At 49.3% G+C, this 20,617-nt stretch carries 16 protein-coding genes; 6 read left to right on the top strand and 10 right to left on the bottom strand.

Going from position 1 to position 20,617, the window contains the following annotated elements:
• Position 1 precedes the first annotated feature (1 nt).
• From trbJ to P0H77_RS15635, 4 genes are all read right to left on the bottom strand, one after another.
• The gene (gene trbJ / locus P0H77_RS15650; protein ID WP_276157974.1) at positions 2-793 is read right to left on the bottom strand and encodes a P-type conjugative transfer protein TrbJ; all 792 of its coding nucleotides are present in this window, start codon (positions 791-793) and stop codon (positions 2-4) included.
• 403 nt (positions 794-1,196) lie between these two features.
• Positions 1,197-1,262, bottom strand: coding sequence for a hypothetical protein (locus P0H77_RS15645; RefSeq protein ID WP_276165151.1), 66 nt, complete (start codon positions 1,260-1,262; stop codon positions 1,197-1,199).
• 231 nt (positions 1,263-1,493) lie between these two features.
• On the bottom strand, positions 1,494-1,736 hold the full coding sequence (locus P0H77_RS15640; RefSeq protein ID WP_224394582.1) for a TraK family protein: 243 nt from the start codon (positions 1,734-1,736) through the stop codon (positions 1,494-1,496).
• Positions 1,737-2,419: 683 nt separating this feature from the next.
• Entirely contained in the window at positions 2,420-2,668 is a 249-nt protein-coding gene (locus P0H77_RS15635; protein WP_276157971.1) for a hypothetical protein, read from the bottom strand.
• Between the two features lie 606 nt (positions 2,669-3,274).
• On the opposite strand from P0H77_RS15635, the gene P0H77_RS15630 reads away from it, so the two are divergent.
• Positions 3,275-5,152, top strand: coding sequence for an AAA family ATPase (locus tag P0H77_RS15630; RefSeq protein ID WP_276157969.1), 1,878 nt, complete (start codon positions 3,275-3,277; stop codon positions 5,150-5,152).
• Positions 5,149-7,005, top strand: coding sequence for an ATP-dependent helicase (locus P0H77_RS15625; protein ID WP_276157967.1), 1,857 nt, complete (start codon positions 5,149-5,151; stop codon positions 7,003-7,005). The genes P0H77_RS15630 and P0H77_RS15625 overlap by 4 nt, the downstream gene beginning before the upstream one ends.
• Positions 7,006-7,166: 161 nt before the next feature.
• Here P0H77_RS15625 and P0H77_RS15620 read toward each other — a convergent pair whose 3' ends face one another.
• Positions 7,167-7,358 (bottom strand): YfgG family protein, encoded by a 192-nt coding sequence (locus tag P0H77_RS15620; RefSeq protein WP_276157965.1) that lies wholly within the window; start codon positions 7,356-7,358, stop codon positions 7,167-7,169.
• Positions 7,359-7,710: 352 nt separating this feature from the next.
• Here P0H77_RS15620 and P0H77_RS15615 point away from each other — a divergent pair, with 352 nt between their 5' ends.
• Positions 7,711-9,963: a sensor domain-containing phosphodiesterase gene (locus tag P0H77_RS15615; RefSeq protein ID WP_276157963.1), complete on the top strand. Its 2,253-nt coding sequence runs from the start codon at positions 7,711-7,713 to the stop codon at positions 9,961-9,963.
• A 52-nt stretch (positions 9,964-10,015) separates the two neighbouring features.
• On the opposite strand, the gene ppx is transcribed toward P0H77_RS15615, so the two are convergent.
• The 5 genes from ppx to purM form a co-directional block, all read right to left on the bottom strand.
• On the bottom strand, positions 10,016-11,557 hold the full coding sequence (gene ppx, locus P0H77_RS15610; protein ID WP_276157961.1) for an exopolyphosphatase: 1,542 nt from the start codon (positions 11,555-11,557) through the stop codon (positions 10,016-10,018).
• 4 nt (positions 11,558-11,561) lie between these two features.
• On the bottom strand, positions 11,562-13,628 hold the full coding sequence (gene ppk1 / locus P0H77_RS15605) for a polyphosphate kinase 1 (protein ID WP_276157959.1): 2,067 nt from the start codon (positions 13,626-13,628) through the stop codon (positions 11,562-11,564).
• Positions 13,629-13,879: 251 nt separating this feature from the next.
• Positions 13,880-15,109, bottom strand: a complete 1,230-nt coding sequence (locus P0H77_RS15600; protein WP_276157957.1) for a hypothetical protein — start codon at positions 15,107-15,109, stop codon at positions 13,880-13,882.
• A 280-nt stretch (positions 15,110-15,389) separates the two neighbouring features.
• Positions 15,390-16,028 (bottom strand): phosphoribosylglycinamide formyltransferase, encoded by a 639-nt coding sequence (gene purN, locus P0H77_RS15595; protein ID WP_276157955.1) that lies wholly within the window; start codon positions 16,026-16,028, stop codon positions 15,390-15,392.
• Positions 16,028-17,065: a phosphoribosylformylglycinamidine cyclo-ligase gene (purM, locus tag P0H77_RS15590; RefSeq protein WP_276157953.1), complete on the bottom strand. Its 1,038-nt coding sequence runs from the start codon at positions 17,063-17,065 to the stop codon at positions 16,028-16,030. The genes purN and purM overlap by 1 nt, the downstream gene beginning before the upstream one ends.
• Before the next feature lie 264 nt (positions 17,066-17,329).
• On the opposite strand from purM, the gene bglK reads away from it, so the two are divergent.
• The 3 genes from bglK (at position 17,330) to upp (ending at position 20,539) form a co-directional block, all read left to right on the top strand.
• A complete protein-coding gene (bglK, locus tag P0H77_RS15585; protein WP_276157952.1) occupies positions 17,330-18,223 on the top strand; it encodes a beta-glucoside kinase BglK in 894 nt (297 codons plus the stop codon).
• Positions 18,224-18,233: 10 nt separating this feature from the next.
• On the top strand, positions 18,234-19,664 hold the full coding sequence (locus tag P0H77_RS15580; RefSeq protein ID WP_276157950.1) for a 6-phospho-beta-glucosidase: 1,431 nt from the start codon (positions 18,234-18,236) through the stop codon (positions 19,662-19,664).
• A 248-nt stretch (positions 19,665-19,912) separates the two neighbouring features.
• Positions 19,913-20,539 carry a uracil phosphoribosyltransferase gene (gene upp, locus P0H77_RS15575; protein ID WP_176917111.1) on the top strand — a complete coding sequence of 209 codons (627 nt, stop codon included), beginning with the start codon at positions 19,913-19,915 and terminating at the stop codon, positions 20,537-20,539.
• The last annotated feature ends 78 nt before the right edge of the window (positions 20,540-20,617 follow it).

Raw genomic sequence — 20,617 nt, 5'->3', positions numbered from 1 at the left:
GTCAGAACCCTTTGGATGGGCCGGGTGCATCTGTACCCTCCCAGAACTTTTCACTAGCAGCGTTCTTAACGGCTTTCTGTTCGGTTTGCTTAGCCATGTAGTTGCCTTGCAAAGTGATTTGCGTAGCCACGAGATCGCGCAGCTTCTGGAGCTGCTGCACGTTCTGCGCAGCAATCTCATTCCCGGCTTGAATGGCCTGCTGGCGTCCGATGGCCGACTGAGATCGGCTCACCAACTGATCAAGCATTGCGTTTTCCTCCTCGAAAGTGCTGGTATTTAAGCCAGCGGCCTGCATGGCTGTGCGGGCGTTATCGAAACCGGATTGTGCCCAATTCCGATAACGCTGCGGCATATTATGTTGTCCCTGGCCAATCGAGTTTAGATAGCTGTCATAGCCCTTAAACTGTTGGTGGAACTGTTCATTCAGATTAGTGATGTTGCGGCCGAGCGATTGTGCAGAGCTGTAGACGCTGGCAACACGCTGAAGGTCGCCGGTGATGGTGTTGAACATTCGACTGGGTAGTGACATTCCCTGCTTAAGCATGTTGTCGTATTGTTGGATCTGCGTCTGCAACTGTTGCGCGGTGTTCAGTTGTGTGTTGACCGCTTCGGCGTACTCGTACATTTGCTGAGAGAACGTTGAGCAGTTCGAGCAGTAGATAGCATAGGCCGGTGCCGGCGATATATAGAGACTAACGCCAAGACTTGCGTTTGCCACTGTCAGAGCTAGCGCCGCGCCCAGTCTGAGTTTTCGAGCGACGTAAGCTGAGGTTTTTTGCGATTCCATTTTCATGCTGGACCCCCTCTTTGTGACTACATCTGAGATTTAATTATTGCCCCATAATACCGGTGATTTCCAGAAATTTATTCTTTATTTTCAATTTAAATCAATAACTTAAGTGTCCGTAAAACGTCTGTTTCCGGACAAAAGTAATCGCTCAGGTTCTTGTTTTTTCGAGAATTTTTTTAAGGGGGTTTTAGAGAAAAAAAGTGTCCATAAAACGTCTGTTTCCGGACAGAAAAACTCACCGAACTGAGCTTATTATTAGGCAGTACACGGTACCAGATGAGCACTTTATGGGGTTTCGGTACGCGACAGATGCCACTATCTTTTTCGAAGATGTGCATCGTTTCAAGCAACTACTCATTCAAATGAAGAAGTCAGCTTAGCAGAATGCGCTGAGCAATTTTTGTGATCAATTTTGTTTGCTAATTCTTTCCACTATTTTATCGAATTCCTGACGGATTTGATCGTCCGTCAAAGCGAGATTAACCAGTCCAGATTTTATTGCAATTTTTCCGACTCTCTCTGCTGCTAATTATTAAGTTTCGCCAGTTTTTCTTTAGCCATTTCAATTTCAGAAACTGCATTAATTTGCTGTTCATAAAGTGTCCTTCTAGCTAATTATTTCACTCCTATTTAATACCATTCTGGTTTTAATTCGTTAAATTTATTTTCTTTCTAGCGACCAATAATAGTTTAAACCATAGGATTATAAGTTCCCGTCGTGATTGTAAGAAGCGAGAATTGGCTGCCCTCGCTTAATGTATCGTGTGACGTATTTAGTGAACTGGGTATACCCCATGTCGAGCCGGTCCTCAAATTTCTCATATATCCACAACAGCGGTACACCGCGTTCATGCTCTTTCCTTACCTCATCAAGAACCGCTACGAACGATGCGCGGCCACGACGTTGAGGGCGACTTTTTGTAGCTGCATTTAGTGAGTCAGTCATGTGCCTCTCTCCATAATCATTGTTCAGGATAATTCAGCATATTAAAGCACAGAAAATTAGCAGAGTTTGCGCAATTCCACGCTGATTATAATGCGACTATAAGCGGCTATATGCGACTATATGCAACTGTATGCGACTATATGCGACTTAAGGAGAACTAGCGCAATTTAATGAAAATGAACGCAACTAACATTCAGCAGAGCTGACCAACAGCATTAAATTGCCTAAAATCGCACCGAACAGTACGGCAAGATGTGTATTGTACCGGTACAGGCTGAGCCTGGCGCTGCCCAATACCGTACCTTACTCGCCTGTGGCTCGACGTTATCTTGCTCTGCGAGGCTGAGAGTCGCTCCGCGAAATTTAAACCATTGTCTAATTTGGGTATGGTTAGGGACTAGCAGAGAAGGACAACAGAGCGCTGAGGTATTCAAGTAGACATTGAGACTTCTATAGACCAACTGGCTGACGCGCATATTATGCGCAGTAAAATGAGGCAAATGCTGTCCTGTATAATTGAGAGGAATGGCGAACTAAGAACTATCGCTAGCTGGCAACAAGTATTCGGCTGGTCCTAACAGGTCGACCCACAGGAAATAAATTATCGCTATGATATTGTTCTTCCATCGTCAACAGTGGCTTGTATAATCATGGGCACTCTGGTTTTTTGCCGATTCAACCGACTATTCTTCTGGCCACGCACGTGCAGCAGCATCTACAGCCTCAGGTGATCCCTCTTGCGCGAGGTATTCGTCGCAAACGGCGATAGCGCGTTGTACGTCTTCGCTCATTGCATCAGATCGGGACAACAGTTCTTCCCTCCAACTTTCAATCATCTGCCTACCACCGTGGCTCATGTCCCAAATCATTAGATCTAAAAGAGCACGCAGGTTTTGTGCAGATACATCGGAGAAGGTGCTCTCGTTCTTCATTTGGTGTCTCCCACTTTGGTTAAGTCGCGTTAACGTTACCATTTGCCTAGGTTAAGGTACTTTAATATCCTGATCCGTGTGACAGGGTTTCCAATAAGCAACGGTCTTTGGTTTCAGGGGTAGGCATAGTGTCCCTAAAGGCTGGACTTTAAACTATGTGTGATGATTGGCAACGGGAGCATAGGCTTAACAACTCATTATTGAATATTTCTCGATTGCCATACATTATAAATCTGAGGAAATCAGTAGGAGAAATGACAATGGCTTCCCAAACACACATGCTGCACATCTGTATACCTGAAAAGTTGAAGTTGAAGCAGCAGAAAAGCTGGTACTATTCGGGATGTCCTTTTCGAATGCAGTGAATGTTTGCTTAGATGCGTCGTTAAGAAAGGTTGCCTTAACGTGAGTTTGAATGTGGATCCGAAGGCTCATTATGCTTGTTCAATACCGAAGTAAATGAGGTTTTGGAAGATACCCTTATCCAAATTAATGCATCAGCAGCTTGTGGAAACTGCAAGTCTTAATTGATAGTAAGCCTCTTGCTCGACTAGTAGGTGATAGTCAGATCAATATAACGTATATTTATGAATAAAAAGAGGGAATATGACTAACTATTCGAGCCAAAGTGAGATTGCAATCACTAATGTTCGCGTAAGTAATTTTCGTTCTCTAGCCAATATCGAGGTTGAGCTCGGAGATCTTACGGTACTTATTGGAGCCAACAATGCTGGCAAAACTAGCTTTCTAGATGCCATATTCGCTGCCATCGGCTCTGGGCGAAAGCTTCTAAGTCAAGATGACGTTCGTCTTGCCCAAGGCGAAGCATTTGTGCCAAAAGAGCGTAAGGTCACTATTGATATTTGCATTAGACCAATAGGTGCCGATGGAGCAGTGACGGAAAGGTTTTCGGAGGGGAGTTTTTGGACTTCTTTATGGGGGGGGACTGGAATAGCACTTGATCCTATTGAGTTCTATGAATTTACTCCCATCAGAACCACGCTATCTTGGAGCGGCTCAAAAGGAGAGTATGTTATTGAACGTAAATTCCTTAAAGAATGGCGAGATTTTCAAAGCTGGATTGACACGCCGGTACAGTCCACACAAGTACGCGCATCTCAGATTGAACCGATTGCCCTGCATTTTATTGACGCAAAGCGTGATCTAGACGACGATTTTCGCAAGCAGGGGTCATTCTGGCGGAGATTAACGGATGATCTTGGTTTATCGGAGAGCGACGTGGCGGAGCTTGAAACGGCATTATCTGGCATTAATCAAACAATAGTTGAAAAAAGTGAAATTCTTCAGCATTTGAAAATAAACTTAGTCGATCTTCAGAAAGTTGTATCAGCTGACAGTGCAGGAATTGATATCGCCCCAGTCGCTCGGAAGCTGCGCGATCTATCTAGGGGCGTTGACGTTTCATTCTCTACTTCTGGAGCTCAGTCTTTCCCACTCGCTCGCCACGGGATGGGAACTCGCAGCCTTGCCTCGCTTCTGGTCTTTCGCGCATTTGTGTCTTGGCGACACGCTCGCGCTACCAGTGGTGGTGATAAGGTGCATTCAGTCCTCGCCTTAGAAGAGCCAGAATCACACCTACACCCTCAAGCTCAACGTTCCTTGTTCGGGCATATTAAAGCTATATCTGGGCAGCGAGTCGTTAGCACGCATTCTCCCTACTTTGCGGGGCAGGCACAGTTAGAGGATCTTCGGCTGTTCATCAAGCATGGCGGTGATACGAAGGTATCGAAGCTAGATGTGTCAAAGCTGTTTAAATTAGATGACAAACGTAAAGTTCAGGAATCGGTCATTGAGTCGCGGGGTGATATTTTATTTGCTCGAGCTTTAGTGCTCTTTGAGGGACAGACTGAAGAGCAGGCTTTGCCGATATGGGCTCAAGCGTATTGGGGGGCATCCATTCATGAATTAGGATTTAGCTTCGCTAGGGTAAATGGTACTAATTACTATCCTTTTATATGGCTTGCGAACAGCTTACATATTCCTTGGTATCTTATTGCTGATGGCGAAGCTCAACCGCTTAAGAACCTTGAAGATGAGTTGAGGAGAGCTAATCTTCCAGACTCGACCACATCACCTAACATTATAGTCCTTCCTAACGGCAACAATTTTGAAACCCAGCTCATTGAAGAAGGTTATTTAGCTGAAATTGAGGCTGCGCTCAATGCTGCATCGGGGAACGATGCATTTTTAGATGGATTCATCGAGAAAAATCATGGGCTTAGCTATGGGAAACTCAAAGACGGTACTGATAAAGGGTTGCGAGATTACAAGAGTGAAGGTGGTCGAGAACGTGCAGCTTCCGATGCTATGAAAACTCAAAAGACTAAGCTTGCTAAGCCGTTAGCGCATCAAATTGTGGGGCTTACTGATCCATCGAGGAGGTTTCCTTCTACAATCGGCAACTTATTCAAGATAATTGGAGCGGCTCACGGTTTGCCTACAGCAGAGGATGTGAAATTATGATAACGCAACGCGAAATCCGCCTATCAAGCCAACAGTCTGCCGTGGTCAATCATATTGATGGGCCATTACTAGTCGTTGCTGGCCCCGGCTCAGGAAAAACTAGAGTTCTCACAGAACGTATTCGCTCGCTTCTTTCTAATGTGAAAGGTCATTTTCGCGTACTAGCGTTGACTTACACTAACAAGGCGGCTGATGAAATGCGTGAGCGATTATCTGATTTGGGCGATGCTCGTCAACGCGCTTTTGTAGGTACGCTCCATAGCTTTTGTCTAGAGGTGCTCTCAGAACGAGGAAAGCTTGTAGGGGTTGAAGATATGCCTCATATTTTCGAACAATACAAGGATCGCAAGGAAATACTGCTTAACGCAATTAAGGAAGACCCTGCCCTCGAAGCAGAGCTGGAGCAGGAAGGTGATGCCAAGGCTCGAGGCAGGCGAGTAGATGCATGGCTACAAGGTATTGGGTGGAACAAGGCTCACCCCATCACCTGTGCTGTGATCGAAGACAACCTTGAGCGCCGTGTACTTGAAGCCTATGATAACGGACTGAGAGCAAGTAATGCCTACGACTTCGATGATTTACTCTTACTGACTTACCGTTTGCTAACTAATAACCCGAAGCTTGCCGAGTTTTACCAACGCCTCTATAAATTTATCTGCATCGATGAAGCGCAGGATCTTAACGAGGCTCAATATGCTGTTATTTGTGCATTGTGCGGAGATTCTTTTAAAAACGTAATGATGGTTGGCGACCCAAAGCAATCTATTTACGGGTTTAATACTTCCAGCCCGAAATATATGGATCTTTTTAAAACAGATTTCGAAGCTCAGCTTGTTAGTTTGACGGAAAATTTCCGATCTTCAAAAGCTGTTGTTGATGTGGCTCGATCCTTAGACCCCAACTATCTTGTTGCTGCCCAATTGCCCATTAAAGGCTTAGCCGAGTTGATTGTAGGCGAAGATGAGGATGGTGAGGCGAGATGTATTGTTGACCAGATGCAAGTTCTCTTTAACAAAGGTCACCCCGATGTTGAAGGTGGGATCAAGCCTTCGAAATGTGCAATACTTGGACGTACACGCTTTGCCTTACTGAGCATTGAGAAAGAGATGCGTGAGCACTCAATTCCCTTCTACAAGCGACTAACTGTCAATCATGAGAATGAGTCCGAGGTGGTGGATGATTTTCAGCTTGCGTTGCGTTTAGTCGCAAACCCAAAGGATCGCTTGCATTTCGCAGCGTTAGCAAAAAAATGGAAAGTTTCTGAACCCAGTGTGACACACGATGTAGGAAAAGCTCTTTCTTCTATGGCATCCGAAGCAACGACCTTAAGCTGCCAAGCCGCAGCTGTTATTACGGCTATAAATAGTGTTTTGCGCAATAGTGCGCGTCTGGACTTGATGCCAGCTTTTAACAGTCTGACAAGCTACGCCGATTCACTGAACGAAGATGAGAAGTTATCTATCTATGAAGATGTGGAGGTTTTCAGACAGGAATGGGATCAATATCTTCGCTCGAATTCAGCAACTCATACTATCGCCAACTTCATGAGTAGTAAAGCGCTTGGTGCTACACAGAAGGTTGACAAGGATGGAGTGGCTTTACTCACAGTGCATTCGTCGAAGGGGTTAGAGTTTGACGTAGTTTTTATTGTTGGAATGGCTGAAGGCTCATTTCCCGATTACCGTTCTTCCACTGGGAGTAAATTACTTGAAGAGCGTCGAAATGCATTTGTAGCCGTCACACGATCAAAGAGGTTGCTGTATCTGTCATACCCATCGACGAGGCTAATGCCTTGGGGAGATCGGAGAAGGCAAGTTCCTTCACGGTTTATTAACGAAGCTGGGCTGAAATAATATTGAGTATGGTATTATTCATGGTACCAATCGCTAAGATGGTCTAACTAAAGCGCCATTGCTGGGATTTGTAGACCTATTGATAATCGAGTGGGAATAATACTCATCAGGTAATACATCAGGGCGGCCACGGGCCGCCTTTTTTACACAACGACAGAAAATCAGCGTTGTGAGGAAGCGTCTATGGTCAGGCTGGACTGCTGCGTCTGTTTTTTGTCTTGATGATGATGCCAGGCACCGATGGAAGAGTAGACTAAGCGTCCGAAAAAGAAGAAGAAACTGATAAGCAATACGATACGGGTCATACGACTGTTAAATCGATGTCGGTTTCGCATACTGGTAACCTGACTCACAAATGGTCCTTTGAGGTATACCCACAGAACGGGGCGATGAGCACATTAAGACACAGTGTAGCGCAAGGGTCAATTGAATGTGATGTAAAATTCTGTCAGTCGATTCATCACATCTTGTTATGAAATATAATTAATACATTTACGCTAATAATTAATAAGTACTACCAGACTGTAGTAAAGGTAATAATTGATTAATGAGGCTTTAATATTTGACTTGCATCAAATGTCACCCAGCGGTAATAATTAAAATCTAAGCGTTATATTGCGCGAGATAGTCTTTGCAGCTTTGCTGCCAGGTGGGATACCTGTTTGAATATGCCCCGCAGGACGCCGGGTATTCTGCTGAGCATTTATGAAACTAAGTAAACTCTACGTTAAGTACAGAGATAGATGGTGGAGCTTGCCGCTTTTTCTGCCTTGCTTTGTGCTTCCGCTAATCAGTAAAGCGAATACGTTCGCCCATATCAGCACAGGAACCGTAGTGCTTTTTTTCCTGCCGCTGGCATTAACGATCAGCCTGATGCTTTTTTTTAGCTGGGCGGCAATACCCGGTATCGTGCTCGCCTTCTTTTTGTATGACTATCAGCATATGGGGCTGGCGAATAATGCCCTAATCATTGTTCATTTTCTTCTCCCCGTCATTCTCAGCTGGGCAGGCTATCGCGCTTTTACGCCTAACCGGCGCAATGTCTCGCATGGCAACGTGAGTCTGGTTTTTCAGCGCATTTTCTGGCAGGCGTTTTGTCCCGCAACGTTATTCATTGCTCTTTATCAACTTGTCGGACTTTTTGATATTTATAATCTGCACCAGGAGTCGAATATTGGCACCCCCTTTATGATTAATATCCTGATTAATTACCAGGCGTTATTAGTTGGAAACTTAATCGGGGTGCCGCTTTGTTATTATATTATCCGAATCATTCGTCATCCTCTGTATATACGCGCTTATTTTTCGCAATTGCGTTTGCAATTCGATCCAAAAGTGACCAAAAGAGAAATTGTCATCTGGATGTTTATATTCATGGGGCTGATGGTAATGCTTTGTATGCCCCTTGAGCAGAACAGTTCAATTTTCAGTACGAACTACACCTTTTCTCTGCTGCTGCCTGTGATGCTATGGGGAGCCATCCGCTATGGCTATCGCTTTATGTCGCTTATCTGGACGCCAGTGCTGATTATTTCCGTCCATTTTTATCACGGTTACATCCCTTTATTTATCGGGTACGAGACGCAACTGGCCATTACCTCATCAAGCTACCTGGTCTATTCGTTCGTGATTGTTTTTATCTCCATCCTCGCGATGCATCAGAGAACCATCAATCGGCGGGCGCGTATGCTGGCTTTTCTTGATCCGGTGGTGCATTTGCCGAATCTACGCGCGCTTAACCGGGCGTTGCATCGTTTCCCGTGGTCGGCGCTCTGTTTTATCCGTATTCCTGAGCTGGAACTGCTGGGACGAAATTATGGCGTCATGCTGCGTATTCAGTATAAACAGCAGCTGGCAAACTGGATCACCATGCAACTGACGCCTGACGAAGGGGTGTATCAGATGTCCGGCAACGATCTGGTGTTTCGTCTCAATACCGAAGCATATCAAAGCCGTATTGAAGAGATCGATCGTCATATTAAGCAATTCCGTTTTATCTGGGATGGTATGCCTTTACAGCCCCAGGTCGGCATGAGCTATTGCTATGTGCGCTCGCCGGTTACGCATATTTATCTCCTGCTGGGGGAGCTAAGCACCATTGCCGACCTGTCGCTGGCGACGAACCATCCTGAAAACCTGCAAAAGCGGATGGCGATGCATCTTCAGCGGGATCTCAAAGATAAAATTGCGTTAATGAACCGGCTACAACTGGCGCTGGAGCAGGATCAGTTTTGTTTGATGGCGCAGCCTATTGTCGGTGTTCGTGGCGATACCTATCATGAAATCCTGCTTCGGCTGATCGGGGCTAACAACGAGATGATTAGCCCCACTGAATTTTTGCCGGTGGCGCATGAGTTCGGTTTGTCGTCACGCATCGATTTGTGGGTGATCCGAAATACGCTGCGATTTATGGCGCAGCACCGTGAAGCAATGCCAGCCTGCCGTTTTTCAATCAATCTCACGCCGTCTTCCGTTTGCCGTGCGCAATTTCACCGTGAAGTACAGGTGCTGTTGAATGAATTTGGGGTAGAGGCATGGCAGCTTATCTTTGAAGTGACGGAAAGCGATAGTCTGGCAAATATAGAGCAGGCTAATAAGACGCTGGCAAAGCTACAGAAGATGGGCTGTCAGATAGCCATAGACGATTTTGGTACCGGCTATGCGAGCTATGCGCGCTTAAAAAGCGTGAACGCGGATATTCTTAAAATCGACGGCAGCTTTATTCGTAGCATCGTCTCAAACAGTCTTGATTATCAAATCGTGGCCTCTATTTGCCATCTGGCACGGATGAAAAAAATGCAGGTGGTGGCGGAGTATGTTGAAAGCGAAGAAATTCGCAGGGCGGTGATTTCACTGGGGATCGATTACTTACAGGGCTATTTACTCGGTGAGCCGCGATTGCTGGAAGAGACGTTGAAGTCAGCGGAAGCCTCTGCCCGCATTTCGGTTGAGCGTTAAAACAGGTGGCCTGTCGATAATGACAGGCCACGAACGTTTATTTCTGGACGTTTCACGCCGCGATGTCGGGCGAGTTTTCCTCTTCTATATTGAGCTGCCAGCCGGTGACCGCCTCCCAGTACTGCTGCTCTTTTTCCAGATCGAGCAGCACCAGCGCGTTCTGGCTAAACCAGCCGTGCGGGAAACGTAGCGTCCAGTGGTTGTCGTCCGTCTCCAGCACCAGGGAAGGTGGGGTAGTGGTGGCCTGACGCTGATTATTCAGCAGTACGCCCAGGCGTAAAAGCTGGATTAATGGCAGGAACTGCTTCTTCTTAAACAGCGTAAACCGCGGCAGATCGTCCAGTTTCACCGCTTTGCGATGATAACGGACCAGCGTCGCCATCAGGGTTTGCTGTTCCTGATTAAACCCGGGCAGGTCGCTGTTTTGCAGAATATACGCGGAGTGACGATGCAGGCCGCTGTGGTTGATGTTCAGGCCCACTTCATGCAGCATCGCCGCCCATTTCAGCAGCGCTTCCAGCTGTGGATGCGCCAGCTTCGGCTGCTGCATCTGCCACTGTTCGTACATCTGCATGGTGGTATCCAGCACGCGTCGCGCCTGATCGCTGTCGATGTTGTACTGATTCGCCAGGCTTTTCGCGGTGCGGCTGCGCACGTCCTGATGACGGAAGCGACCTTCCATCTCATAGAGTACACCTTCGCGTAGCGCGCCGTCGGACAGCCGGAGTTCGCGAATGGCCAGCGCGTCAAACACGCCGCACAGGATCGCCAGACCCGGCACAAAAACGGCTTTGCGCTCCTCGGACAACCCTGGCAGGCTCAGCGCGTCGAAGCTGCGGTGCTGAAGCAGCTCCGCCACCAGTTTGTCCAGCCGCTCCGGGGTGATAAAGCCATCTTTTTCGCCCATTTCCAGCAGCACCTCATGCGCGGCTTTAATGGTGCCGGAAGCGCCCAGCGCCACGTTCCAGCCCTGGATCCGGTACTGCCAGGTCAGGGATTCCAGCTTTTGCGCCGCCGCCATTCGGGCGCGCTGGAAGTTTTCCTTACTGATGACGCCGCCCGGGAAATACAGCTGAGCAAAACTGACGCAGCCCATGCGGCGGCTTTCCACCAGCTTTGGCTCAAAATTCTCACCGATGACCAGCTCCGTTGAACCGCCGCCGATATCGATAACCAGCTTGCGTCCTTTTTCCGGCTGCGTATGCTCGACACCCATAAAGATCAGGCGCGCTTCTTCGTTGCCGGAAATAATTTCAATCGGGTAGGGGATGACCTTTTCCGCACGCTTAAGAAAGTCAGTGGCGTTCAGCGCCTGACGAAGCGTATGCGTTCCGACGATACAGACGCTTGACGGCGCGAAACCTTGCAGGCGCTCGGCAAATAATGACAGGCAGCTCAGGCCGCGCTCCATCGCTTCTTCACTCAGCATATTATCGTCGCCGAGACCGTCCGCCAGATGGACGCGCTGTTTCAGACGACCGATGATTTGCATCGCGCCATCCACCACGCGGGCAATGACCATATGAAAACTGTTTGAACCGAGGTCGACCGCCGCGAACTCCTGCGGTCGTGGTGACGAATCATGTATTGGCATAGCGTTAGTCAGGTTGCTCGAGTGATTTGATGTAGTCGTAAATCGCCAGTTGCGATTGTACCTTGCGGCGATTGCCGCGCGGTACGTAGCGATTGCTCAGTTCTTTATCGATATAACGGGCTTTTACCGTATCGCTGAACAGGATGTCAATAATATCCAGCACCCGCTGTTTGAGGCGCGGGTCGAGTAGCGGGGTAGCCACTTCAATGCGATAGTCGATATTGCGCGTCATCCAGTCCGCGGAAGAGAGATAGACCTGCTTATCGCCGCCGTTCTCAAAGATATAAACCCGGTCATGCTCAAGGTAGCGGTCGACAATACTGATAACGCGGATATTGTCACTGATGCCTTCCAGATTAGGAATAAGCGAGCACATCCCGCGAATCAGCAGATTCACCGGCACGCCGGAGCCTGAAGCGGCATACAGACGGTCAACCAGGCCTTTATCGACGAGGTTGTTTAATTTTAAGGTGATACCGGACGGCTGCCCCTGCTGAGCATTGGCAATTTCCCGGTCGATCATTTCATACAGCAGACGCCGCGAGTTTTGCGGCGATACCAGCAGATAATCGAAGTTGACCGGACGATACGGGTTTTCAATAAAGTTAAAGACCCGGCGCACTTCATTAGTGATGCGCGCATCGGCGGTTAACAGCGAATAGTCGGTATACAGGCGCGCGGTTTTTTCATTGAAGTTGCCGGTGCCAATGTGGGCGTAACGCACCACCTCATCGCCTTCTTTACGCGAGATAAGAAACAGTTTGGCGTGAATTTTCAGCCCCGGCGCGGAGAAGATTACGTGGACGCCCGCTTCCGTCAGACGTTTCGCCCAGTGAATATTCGCCTCTTCGTCGAAGCGCGCCTGCAGTTCCACAACCACGGTGACTTTTTTGCTGTTATGCGCGGCGTGGATCATAGCGTCGATAATGCGCGAGTCTTTTGCCACGCGGTAAATATTGATTTTGATTGCCAGCACGCTCGGATCAAAGGACGCCTGACGCAGCAGCTCAAGCACGTGCTCAAAGGTATGGTACGGGTAATAAAGCAGCACGTCGCGCTCGCGAATCGCGTCGAAACCGTTACGGAACTTCTGATTGTCGAACCAGATATGACGCAGGCGCGGCAGCGGCTTGTTAACCAGATTCGCTTTGCCCACGTTGGGAAAGCTAATGAAATCTTTGAAGTTATGGTAGCGACCGCCCGGTACGATGGAGTCGTAGCGGGAGATGCTGAGTTTTTCCCGCAGCACCTCCACCAGCGCATTAGGCATATCGCGCTGGTAGACAAAGCGCACCGGCTCGGCGGTCAGGCGCTGCTTCAGGCTGGAGGACATCAGCTCCATCAGGCTGGATTCCATCTCGTGCACCAGGTCATATTCGGCGTCGCGCGTCATCTTCATCGAATAGGCGTTAAGGGCGTCGTAATCGAAGAAACCGTGAAAAATGTCATCCAGACAGTAGCGCAGAATGTTATCCAGCAGGATCATCGGCTTGCGCCGACGTGGCGCTTCCGGCGGCAGGTTCACAAAGCGCGGCACTTTGTCTGACGGGATCTCCAGCAGCGCATAGCGAGTATCGTCGCCACGAATAATTTCCACCGCCAGATAGGTGTAATCGTCCTTCAGGAAGTTAACCAGGTTCGTTTCACGGTTGATAAGCGTCGGGATAATGTGCTGGCGCAAATGCTGTTTGAAGTAGAGACGAAGCCAGTTTTGTTGATTAACAGAAAGCTGACGTTCGTTGATGAGAAAGATCTGGTTGCGCGCCATCTCCAGCAGCAGCTCGTTATACAGGCTGTCGAACTCCTGATCGGCCTTCAGCACCCGCGACTGGATTTTTCCCAGCAGATGCCGCGAACTGGTCTGTATTCCCTGTTCTTCGCTGATGATGATGCGCCGTTTTAACTCGGCGAATCGCACCTTGTAGAACTCATCAAGGTTGTTCGAATAGATCCCCAGAAACCGCATACGTTCAATCAGCGGGTTGCTTTTATCTGCCGCTTCCTGAAGCACGCGTTCGTTAAAGGATAACCAGCTCAACTCTTTTTCGATGTATAACTTTTCCTGACCCATTACCACCTGTACTCCATTTAATCCACGAGACACTGCCTGTTGCCGGAGGATCCACATAAAGAATATGCCCTGGAACCGCGATGTCCGCACGTCCCGCATACGCCATAAGCAAACCGGTTACCGGGCCGATCGCGAGGTTCAGAATGCCGTCTCAGTATGACAGTAATTCGATATTATTGAAGAAATTTGTCTCGTTCGGAGCAGGCGTCATCGCATGGTCAGACAGCGATAACGCCTTAAAAAAACAGCGATCAGGCAGGAAGCGAAGCGTGTGGAAGCTGACTGGTAATAGTAGAAATATGCAGATGCAGGCCGTTGATTAGCGCTGCGGCGTGACTATTATCCGCTTTAATCAGCAGGTGCGAGACTGCCCAAATCTGTCCGCTGGCCTCTTTGTGGATGAGCGGAGTATAGCTATGCAAAAAATGATCGGCGAGCGGTGCCGCGACGCAGGTAACGACACGATAGATCTTTTCTCTGATGCCATGGCAGGGCGGATTACGCAGCCAATACGCTATCCGGGCATGCATTTCGAGTAAATCATGGTCTTCCGCCGGTTGAGGCGCGTCGATGTTTTCCAGCGCCTTTACCAGCAGCGCTTGCATACGGTGTTTATTCAGTGACGCGATCTGGCGAACCGGAACGCAAAGCGTTAACCCTTCAAGCTTATCGCCCTGCGCCAGTTGTAAGGGCTCACGCGTGGCATAGCAGGTCTTTTGCAGACTGAGGGCAACATTGTCGGGCAGGGGAAGGTTCTGTTCCTGCGTCGTTTTCTCCAGCCAACTCCAGAACTTCTGCTCGTGATTTTTGGCCAGGTTGATGCCATAACGTAGCGGTTCGCAAATCGTAAACAGCTTAATGCAATCTTTCACATGCCACAGCAAAACACCCAGCCCAACAATAACCAGGGCGGTGATGATTTCACCTGTCAGGAATAGTGCATAATGATTGCTGACGGCTTTAACATGCCAGCCAAACCATATCATCTTAAATACCAGTAGCGCGATAGCTGTCAGAAGGGAAAAAAAACAGTGGGCGGTTGCACTAAGGGCAATGATGTTACGAAACCAATGGAATAAAGACGCGTTTTCTTCCAGAGTTAAATCTTCTTCGTTAAGCTTTCTTACACGTATGCACAATCTTTGCGACAGTACGCCAGAAAAAAAAGCAATAACCGAAAAAAGGCAGCTGAAGATCGCCAGCGCATATTCTGTATTTACGACGGAGAAATAATAGGGATGAGTTTCTTTTACTGCTTCATAGAGGTTAACAATATCAGAGACTGAGTGTTTTTTTTCGTTCCAGAGGAAAGTGTCATCATTGCCATTTTTGTGGGCTTCCAGCGCGGCATGGTACTGCGCGGTGGCTGTGCTGGCGATAGTATGAATACGGTTAATGTGGAACCAGGCGTTAAAAGAATAAAACAGAAGAATAATTGGAATAATCCAGATACCAAAAAGTAATACTTTATTTTTAAACATGTTAACTGTCCGGACAAGAGTAACAAAAGCCGATGAGCATGCTATTGCGATTATTGCCGAAAATCAAGGAGACAAGTTTCTTTTCGATAAAAATAGGTTCTGCAGCTTCTTATATTAGTTGGAAATATATATTTTGTGAATGTAAATAGACTCAATGATAATGTCTGTCAGGGAATAGGGAAAATATATCTAAACGTGCCGAAATTAAACGCGATTATTAAGAGTTCAATTCACAACGTAATAACACCTCCTGACGAGGCGTTATTACGAGGCGGATATTTTATTCTGTGGCATACCCTTGTGGCGGCAGGGGAAGGCCGTCCAGCCACGCCGCGTTGTCGCGCATTTCAAGCCGGCCATCAACAAACCAGCTCACCACCAGCGGATAGATGTCGTGCTCCTGCGCCTGCACCCGCGCGGTGATATCGTCCTCGTTGTCGCCGCTAAACACCGGCACCTTAGCCTGCAAAATAACCGGACCGCCGTCCAGCTCGTCAGTCACGAAATGCACCGATGTACCGTGGACCTCATCGCCGTTTTCCAGCACCTGCTTATGGGTATTCAGGCCAGGATATTTGGGCAGCAGAGAAGGATGGATGTTTAACAGCCGTCCCTGATAATGCGCCACAAATTCCTGGCTCAAAATACGCATATAGCCCGCCAGCACCACCATATCCGGCGCATAAGCATCAATTTCCAGCATCAGCTCGCGATCGAACGCGTCGCGGCTGGCAAACTGGCTGGCGGTTAATGCATGCGCAGGAATGCCTGCCTGACGCGCGCGCTCAAGGCCGAACGCGTCGGCCTTATTGCTGAATACCGCACGCAGCGTGCCGCCGATCTTTTTCTGCTCGCAGGCGTCAATAATCGCCTGTAAATTACTGCCGTTGCCGGAGATCAGCACCACGATGTTTTTCATTACTCAATGACCACGCGCTCATCGGAATCAGAAGATTTAATGATACCGATTTTCCACGCCTTTTCACCCTTCTCATTGAGCAAGGCAATGGCTTTATCTGCATTAGCCGCTGGCAGCGCGACGATCATGCCGACGCCGCAGTTAAAGGTGCGATACATTTCATGACGGCTGACGTTACCTGCACGCTGCATCCAGTCAAAAATGGCGGGCCACTGCCATGAGGATTCGTCAATCACTGCCTGGGTATTGTCCGGCAGCACGCGCGGAATGTTTTCCCAGAAGCCGCCGCCGGTGAGGTGGGCAATCGCGTGTACCTCGACGTTTTCAATCAGCGACAGAATGGATTTTACATAGATGCGGGTTGGGGCCAGCAGGTGATCCGCCAGCGGTTTACCGTCAAGATCGGTGGTCAGCGGATCGCAGCCGCTCACTTCCACAATCTTGCGCACCAGCGAATAGCCGTTGGAGTGTGGGCCGCTGGAGGCCAGCGCGATCAGCACGTCGCCATCAGCGACTTTACTGCCGTCAATAATTTCCGATTTTTCCACCACGCCTACGCAGAACCCGGCCACGTCGTAATCGTCGCCGTGATACATCCCCGGCATTTCCGCGGTTTCACCGCCCACCAGCGCGCAGCCGGATTGCAGGCAACCCTCAGCGATGCCGTTGATAACGCTGGCCGCCGTCTCGACATCCAGCTTGCCGGTCGCGTAATAATCGAGGAAAAACAGCGGCTCAGCGCCCTGAACCACCAGATCGTTGACGCACATCGCCACCAGATCGATACCGATAGTATCGTGACGTTTAAGATCCATCGCCAGACGCAGCTTCGTTCCCACGCCGTCGGTGCCGGAGACCAGAATCGGCTCACGATATTTCTGCGGCAGGGCACACAGCGCGCCAAAGCCGCCCAGACCGCCCATCACTTCCGGGCGACGGGTTTTCTTTACCACGCCTTTGATTCGGTCGACCAGAGCGTTGCCTGCATCAATATCAACACCGGCATCTTTATAGCTGAGAGAGGTTTTATCGGTCACTGCTGAGTCCCCACGCGTTTGCGATAGAAATAAAATCGGCGCAATTCTAACAGGGAAAGCAAACGTTTGCGAGCCTGCATTGCGTCAGGCAGTTTACCGTGCCGGCAGGGACAAATTTGATACCGTTCACGAAAATGAAACCGGGTACATTCTTGTGCTTGCCTCCGCGCTCATGAGTCATCATGATGCCAATGAAACCGGTTTCTTTTTTCGTGGCAAAAAGCGCAAAACCGGTGCTGACGGGATGCAGGGGGACGTAACAGGATGAAAATTGCCGCATTTGATATTGGTGGCACCGCGTTAAAAATGGGCGTGATCGCTGACAACGGTGAGCTGCTGGAAAAGGGAAAGCAGATAATTAACGACAGCGATGGCGACCAGATTTTACAGGCCATGCTGGCCTGGATAACCGCCCATCCCGAGTGTGAAGGGATAGCCATCAGCGCGCCAGGCTACGTCAACCCGCACACTGGCTTTATTTCAATGGGCGGTGCAATCCGCAAATTTGATAATTTCGCTATCAAACAGTGGCTGGAGGAAAAGGTCCGACTTCCCGTTGCCATTGAGAATGACGCTAATTGCGTGCTGCTGGCCGAACGCTGGCAGGGCAAAGGCGCGGAGATGGCCAACTTCCTCGTATTAACCATCGGTACCGGCATCGGCGGGGCGATTTTCTGTAATAACCAGCTGGTGCACGGCGCGCGTTTTCGCGCAGGCGAGTTTGGCTATATGCAAACCGAACGCCCCGGTTCCCGCGACGTGCGTCGCTATTCCATGAATGAAAACTGCACGCTACGCGTTTTACGCTATCGCTACGCCGAACATGTCGGCAAAGCGCTGGAGGAGGTTACCGGCGAGGAGATTTTCGACCGCTATGATGCGGGCGATGTCGTCTGTCATCGGCTGGTGACGGATTTCTTTAACGGCCTCGGCACCGGCCTGTATAACCTCGTTAATTTATTCGATCCGCAGACGATTTTGATCGGCGGCGGCATCGTCGAACGCCCGGGTTTCCTGGCGCTGCTGCGCCAACATCTGGCCTGGTTCGGCATTGCGGAATACATCGATACCGTCAGTCACGGCAATGACGCCGGATTGATCGGCGCAGTTTACTATTTCAATCAGCAACACCGATCGTTAAACGACGATCGTTCATGAGGGAGAGAACATGACTGGATTTAAAGAAGGTTTTCTGTGGGGCGGCGCGGTCGCAGCGCATCAGCTGGAAGGCGGCTGGCAGGAGGGCGGTAAAGGCGCGAGCGTGGCTGATGTCATGACTGCCGGCGCGCATGGCGTAGCGCGTGAAATTACCGACGGCGTGCTGCCGGGGAAAAACTACCCTAACCACGAAGCCATCGATTTTTACCATCGCTATAAAGACGATATCGCGCTGTTTGCCGAAATGGGCTTCAAATGCTTCCGTACCTCAATCGCCTGGACGCGTATTTTCCCGAAGGGTGATGAGCTGGAGCCGAATGAAGCGGGCCTGCAGTTCTATGACGATCTGTTCGACGAATGCCTGAAGCACGGTATCGAGCCGGTGATTACGCTTTCTCACTTCGAGATGCCATATCACCTGGTCAAAGAATACGGCGGCTGGCGTAACCGCAAGCTGATCGACTTCTTCGTGCGTTTCGCAAAGGTGGTCTTTACCCGCTATCAGCATAAAGTGAAGTACTGGATGACCTTTAACGAGATCAACAACCAGGCTAACTATCACGAAGATTTTGCCCCGTTCACCAACTCCGGGCTGAAATATGCGCCTGACGAAGATCGTGAGCCGGTAATGTATCAGGCGGCGCACTATGAACTGGTCGCCAGCGCGCTGGCGGTGAAAGCGGCAAAAGAGATCAATCCGTCGCTGCTGGTGGGCTGCATGATTGCCATGTGCCCGATCTACCCGCTGAGCTGTGCGCCAAACGACATGATGATGGCGATGAATGCGATGCATCGTCGTTACTGGTTCACCGATGTTCACGTCCGCGGCAGCTACCCGCAGCATCTGCTGAAATACTTTGATCGTCGCGGTTTTAAACTGGATATCACCGAAGACGATCTCGCCGCGCTGAAGCAGGGCTGCGTCGACTACATTGGTTTTAGCTACTATATGTCGTTTGCCACTAAAGCGACCGCCGATAACCCGCAGCTGGATTACGACGAAACGAAGAGCCTGGTCTCCAACCCGCACGTGCAGAAATCCGACTGGGGCTGGCAGATTGACCCGGTGGGCCTGCGCTACTCCCTGAACTGGTTCTGGGATCACTATCAACTGCCGCTGTTTATCGTTGAAAATGGTTTTGGCGCGATCGATGTGCTGGAAAAAGACGGTTCGGTCGACGACCAGTATCGTATCGACTATCTCTCTGCGCACATTGCCGAAATGAAAAAAGCGGTCGTGGAAGATGGCGTGGAGCTGATGGGCTATACGCCGTGGGGCTGTATCGATCTGGTTTCCGCCGGCACCGGCGAGATGAAAAAACGCTACGGTTTTATCTACGTCGACAAAGACAACGATGGCAACGGCACGCTGGCGCGTAGCCGCAAAAAATCCTTCGACTGGTATCAGCAGGTGATTGCCACTAACGGCGAAAAACTGTAATCCGCGGTTTAGCGGTCAGTCGCTGGCTGACCGCTTTTTTCTTACGCTATCGCCGTCTTTCAACTTGCGAAAGCGTGCCCCATATGTGTTTCGCTGATCTTCCTTCATGTAACTCTTTAATTAATAATCAAAATTTTCTTTTGCACGCATATGCTTGATCGACATCAAACAAAAAAACATTGTTGACTAAAAGAAAGGCGGTATAATCCGTCGATTTTTTTGTGGCTGCCCCTCAAAGGAGAAAGAGAATGAAGATCGTTGAAGTGAAACACCCACTCGTCAAACACAAGCTGGGTCTGATGCGTGAGCAGGATGTCAGCACTAAACGCTTTCGCGAACTCGCCTCTGAAGTGGGTAGTCTGCTGACCTATGAAGCGACTGCCGATCTGGAAACGGAAAAAGTGACTATCGAAGGCTGGAACGGCCCGGTAGAGATTGACCAGATCAAAGGTAAAAAAATCACCGTGGTGCCAATCCTGCGTGCGGGTCTGGGGATGATGGAAGGTGTACTGGAGAACGTACCGAGCGCGCGCATCAGCGTAGTAGGTATGTACCGTAACGAAGAAACGCTTGAACCCGTACCGTACTTTCAGAAACTGGTTTCTAATATTGATGAGCGTATGGCGCTGATCGTTGACCCTATGCTGGCGACCGGCGGTTCCGTTATCGCCACTATCGACCTGCTGAAAAACGCTGGCTGCTCCAGCATTAAGGTGCTGGTACTGGTCGCCGCACCGGAAGGTATTGCCGCGCTGGAGAAAGCGCATCCGGACGTCGAGCTCTATACCGCATCCATTGATCAGGGGCTTAACGAGCACGGATACATTATTCCGGGCCTCGGCGATGCCGGTGACAAGCTCTTTGGTACCAAGTAAATGAATAAATAAAAAAAGCCGACTTTGAGAGTCGGCTTTTTTTTGAGTAAAACAACCCACATACAACACTCAGAGGTA

This window comes from Superficieibacter sp. HKU1, from assembly GCF_029319185.1.
Lineage (GTDB): Bacteria > Pseudomonadota > Gammaproteobacteria > Enterobacterales > Enterobacteriaceae > Superficieibacter.
Note: the sequence above shows the minus strand (reverse complement) of the source record. Positions and strands in the feature narration are given on the sequence as shown.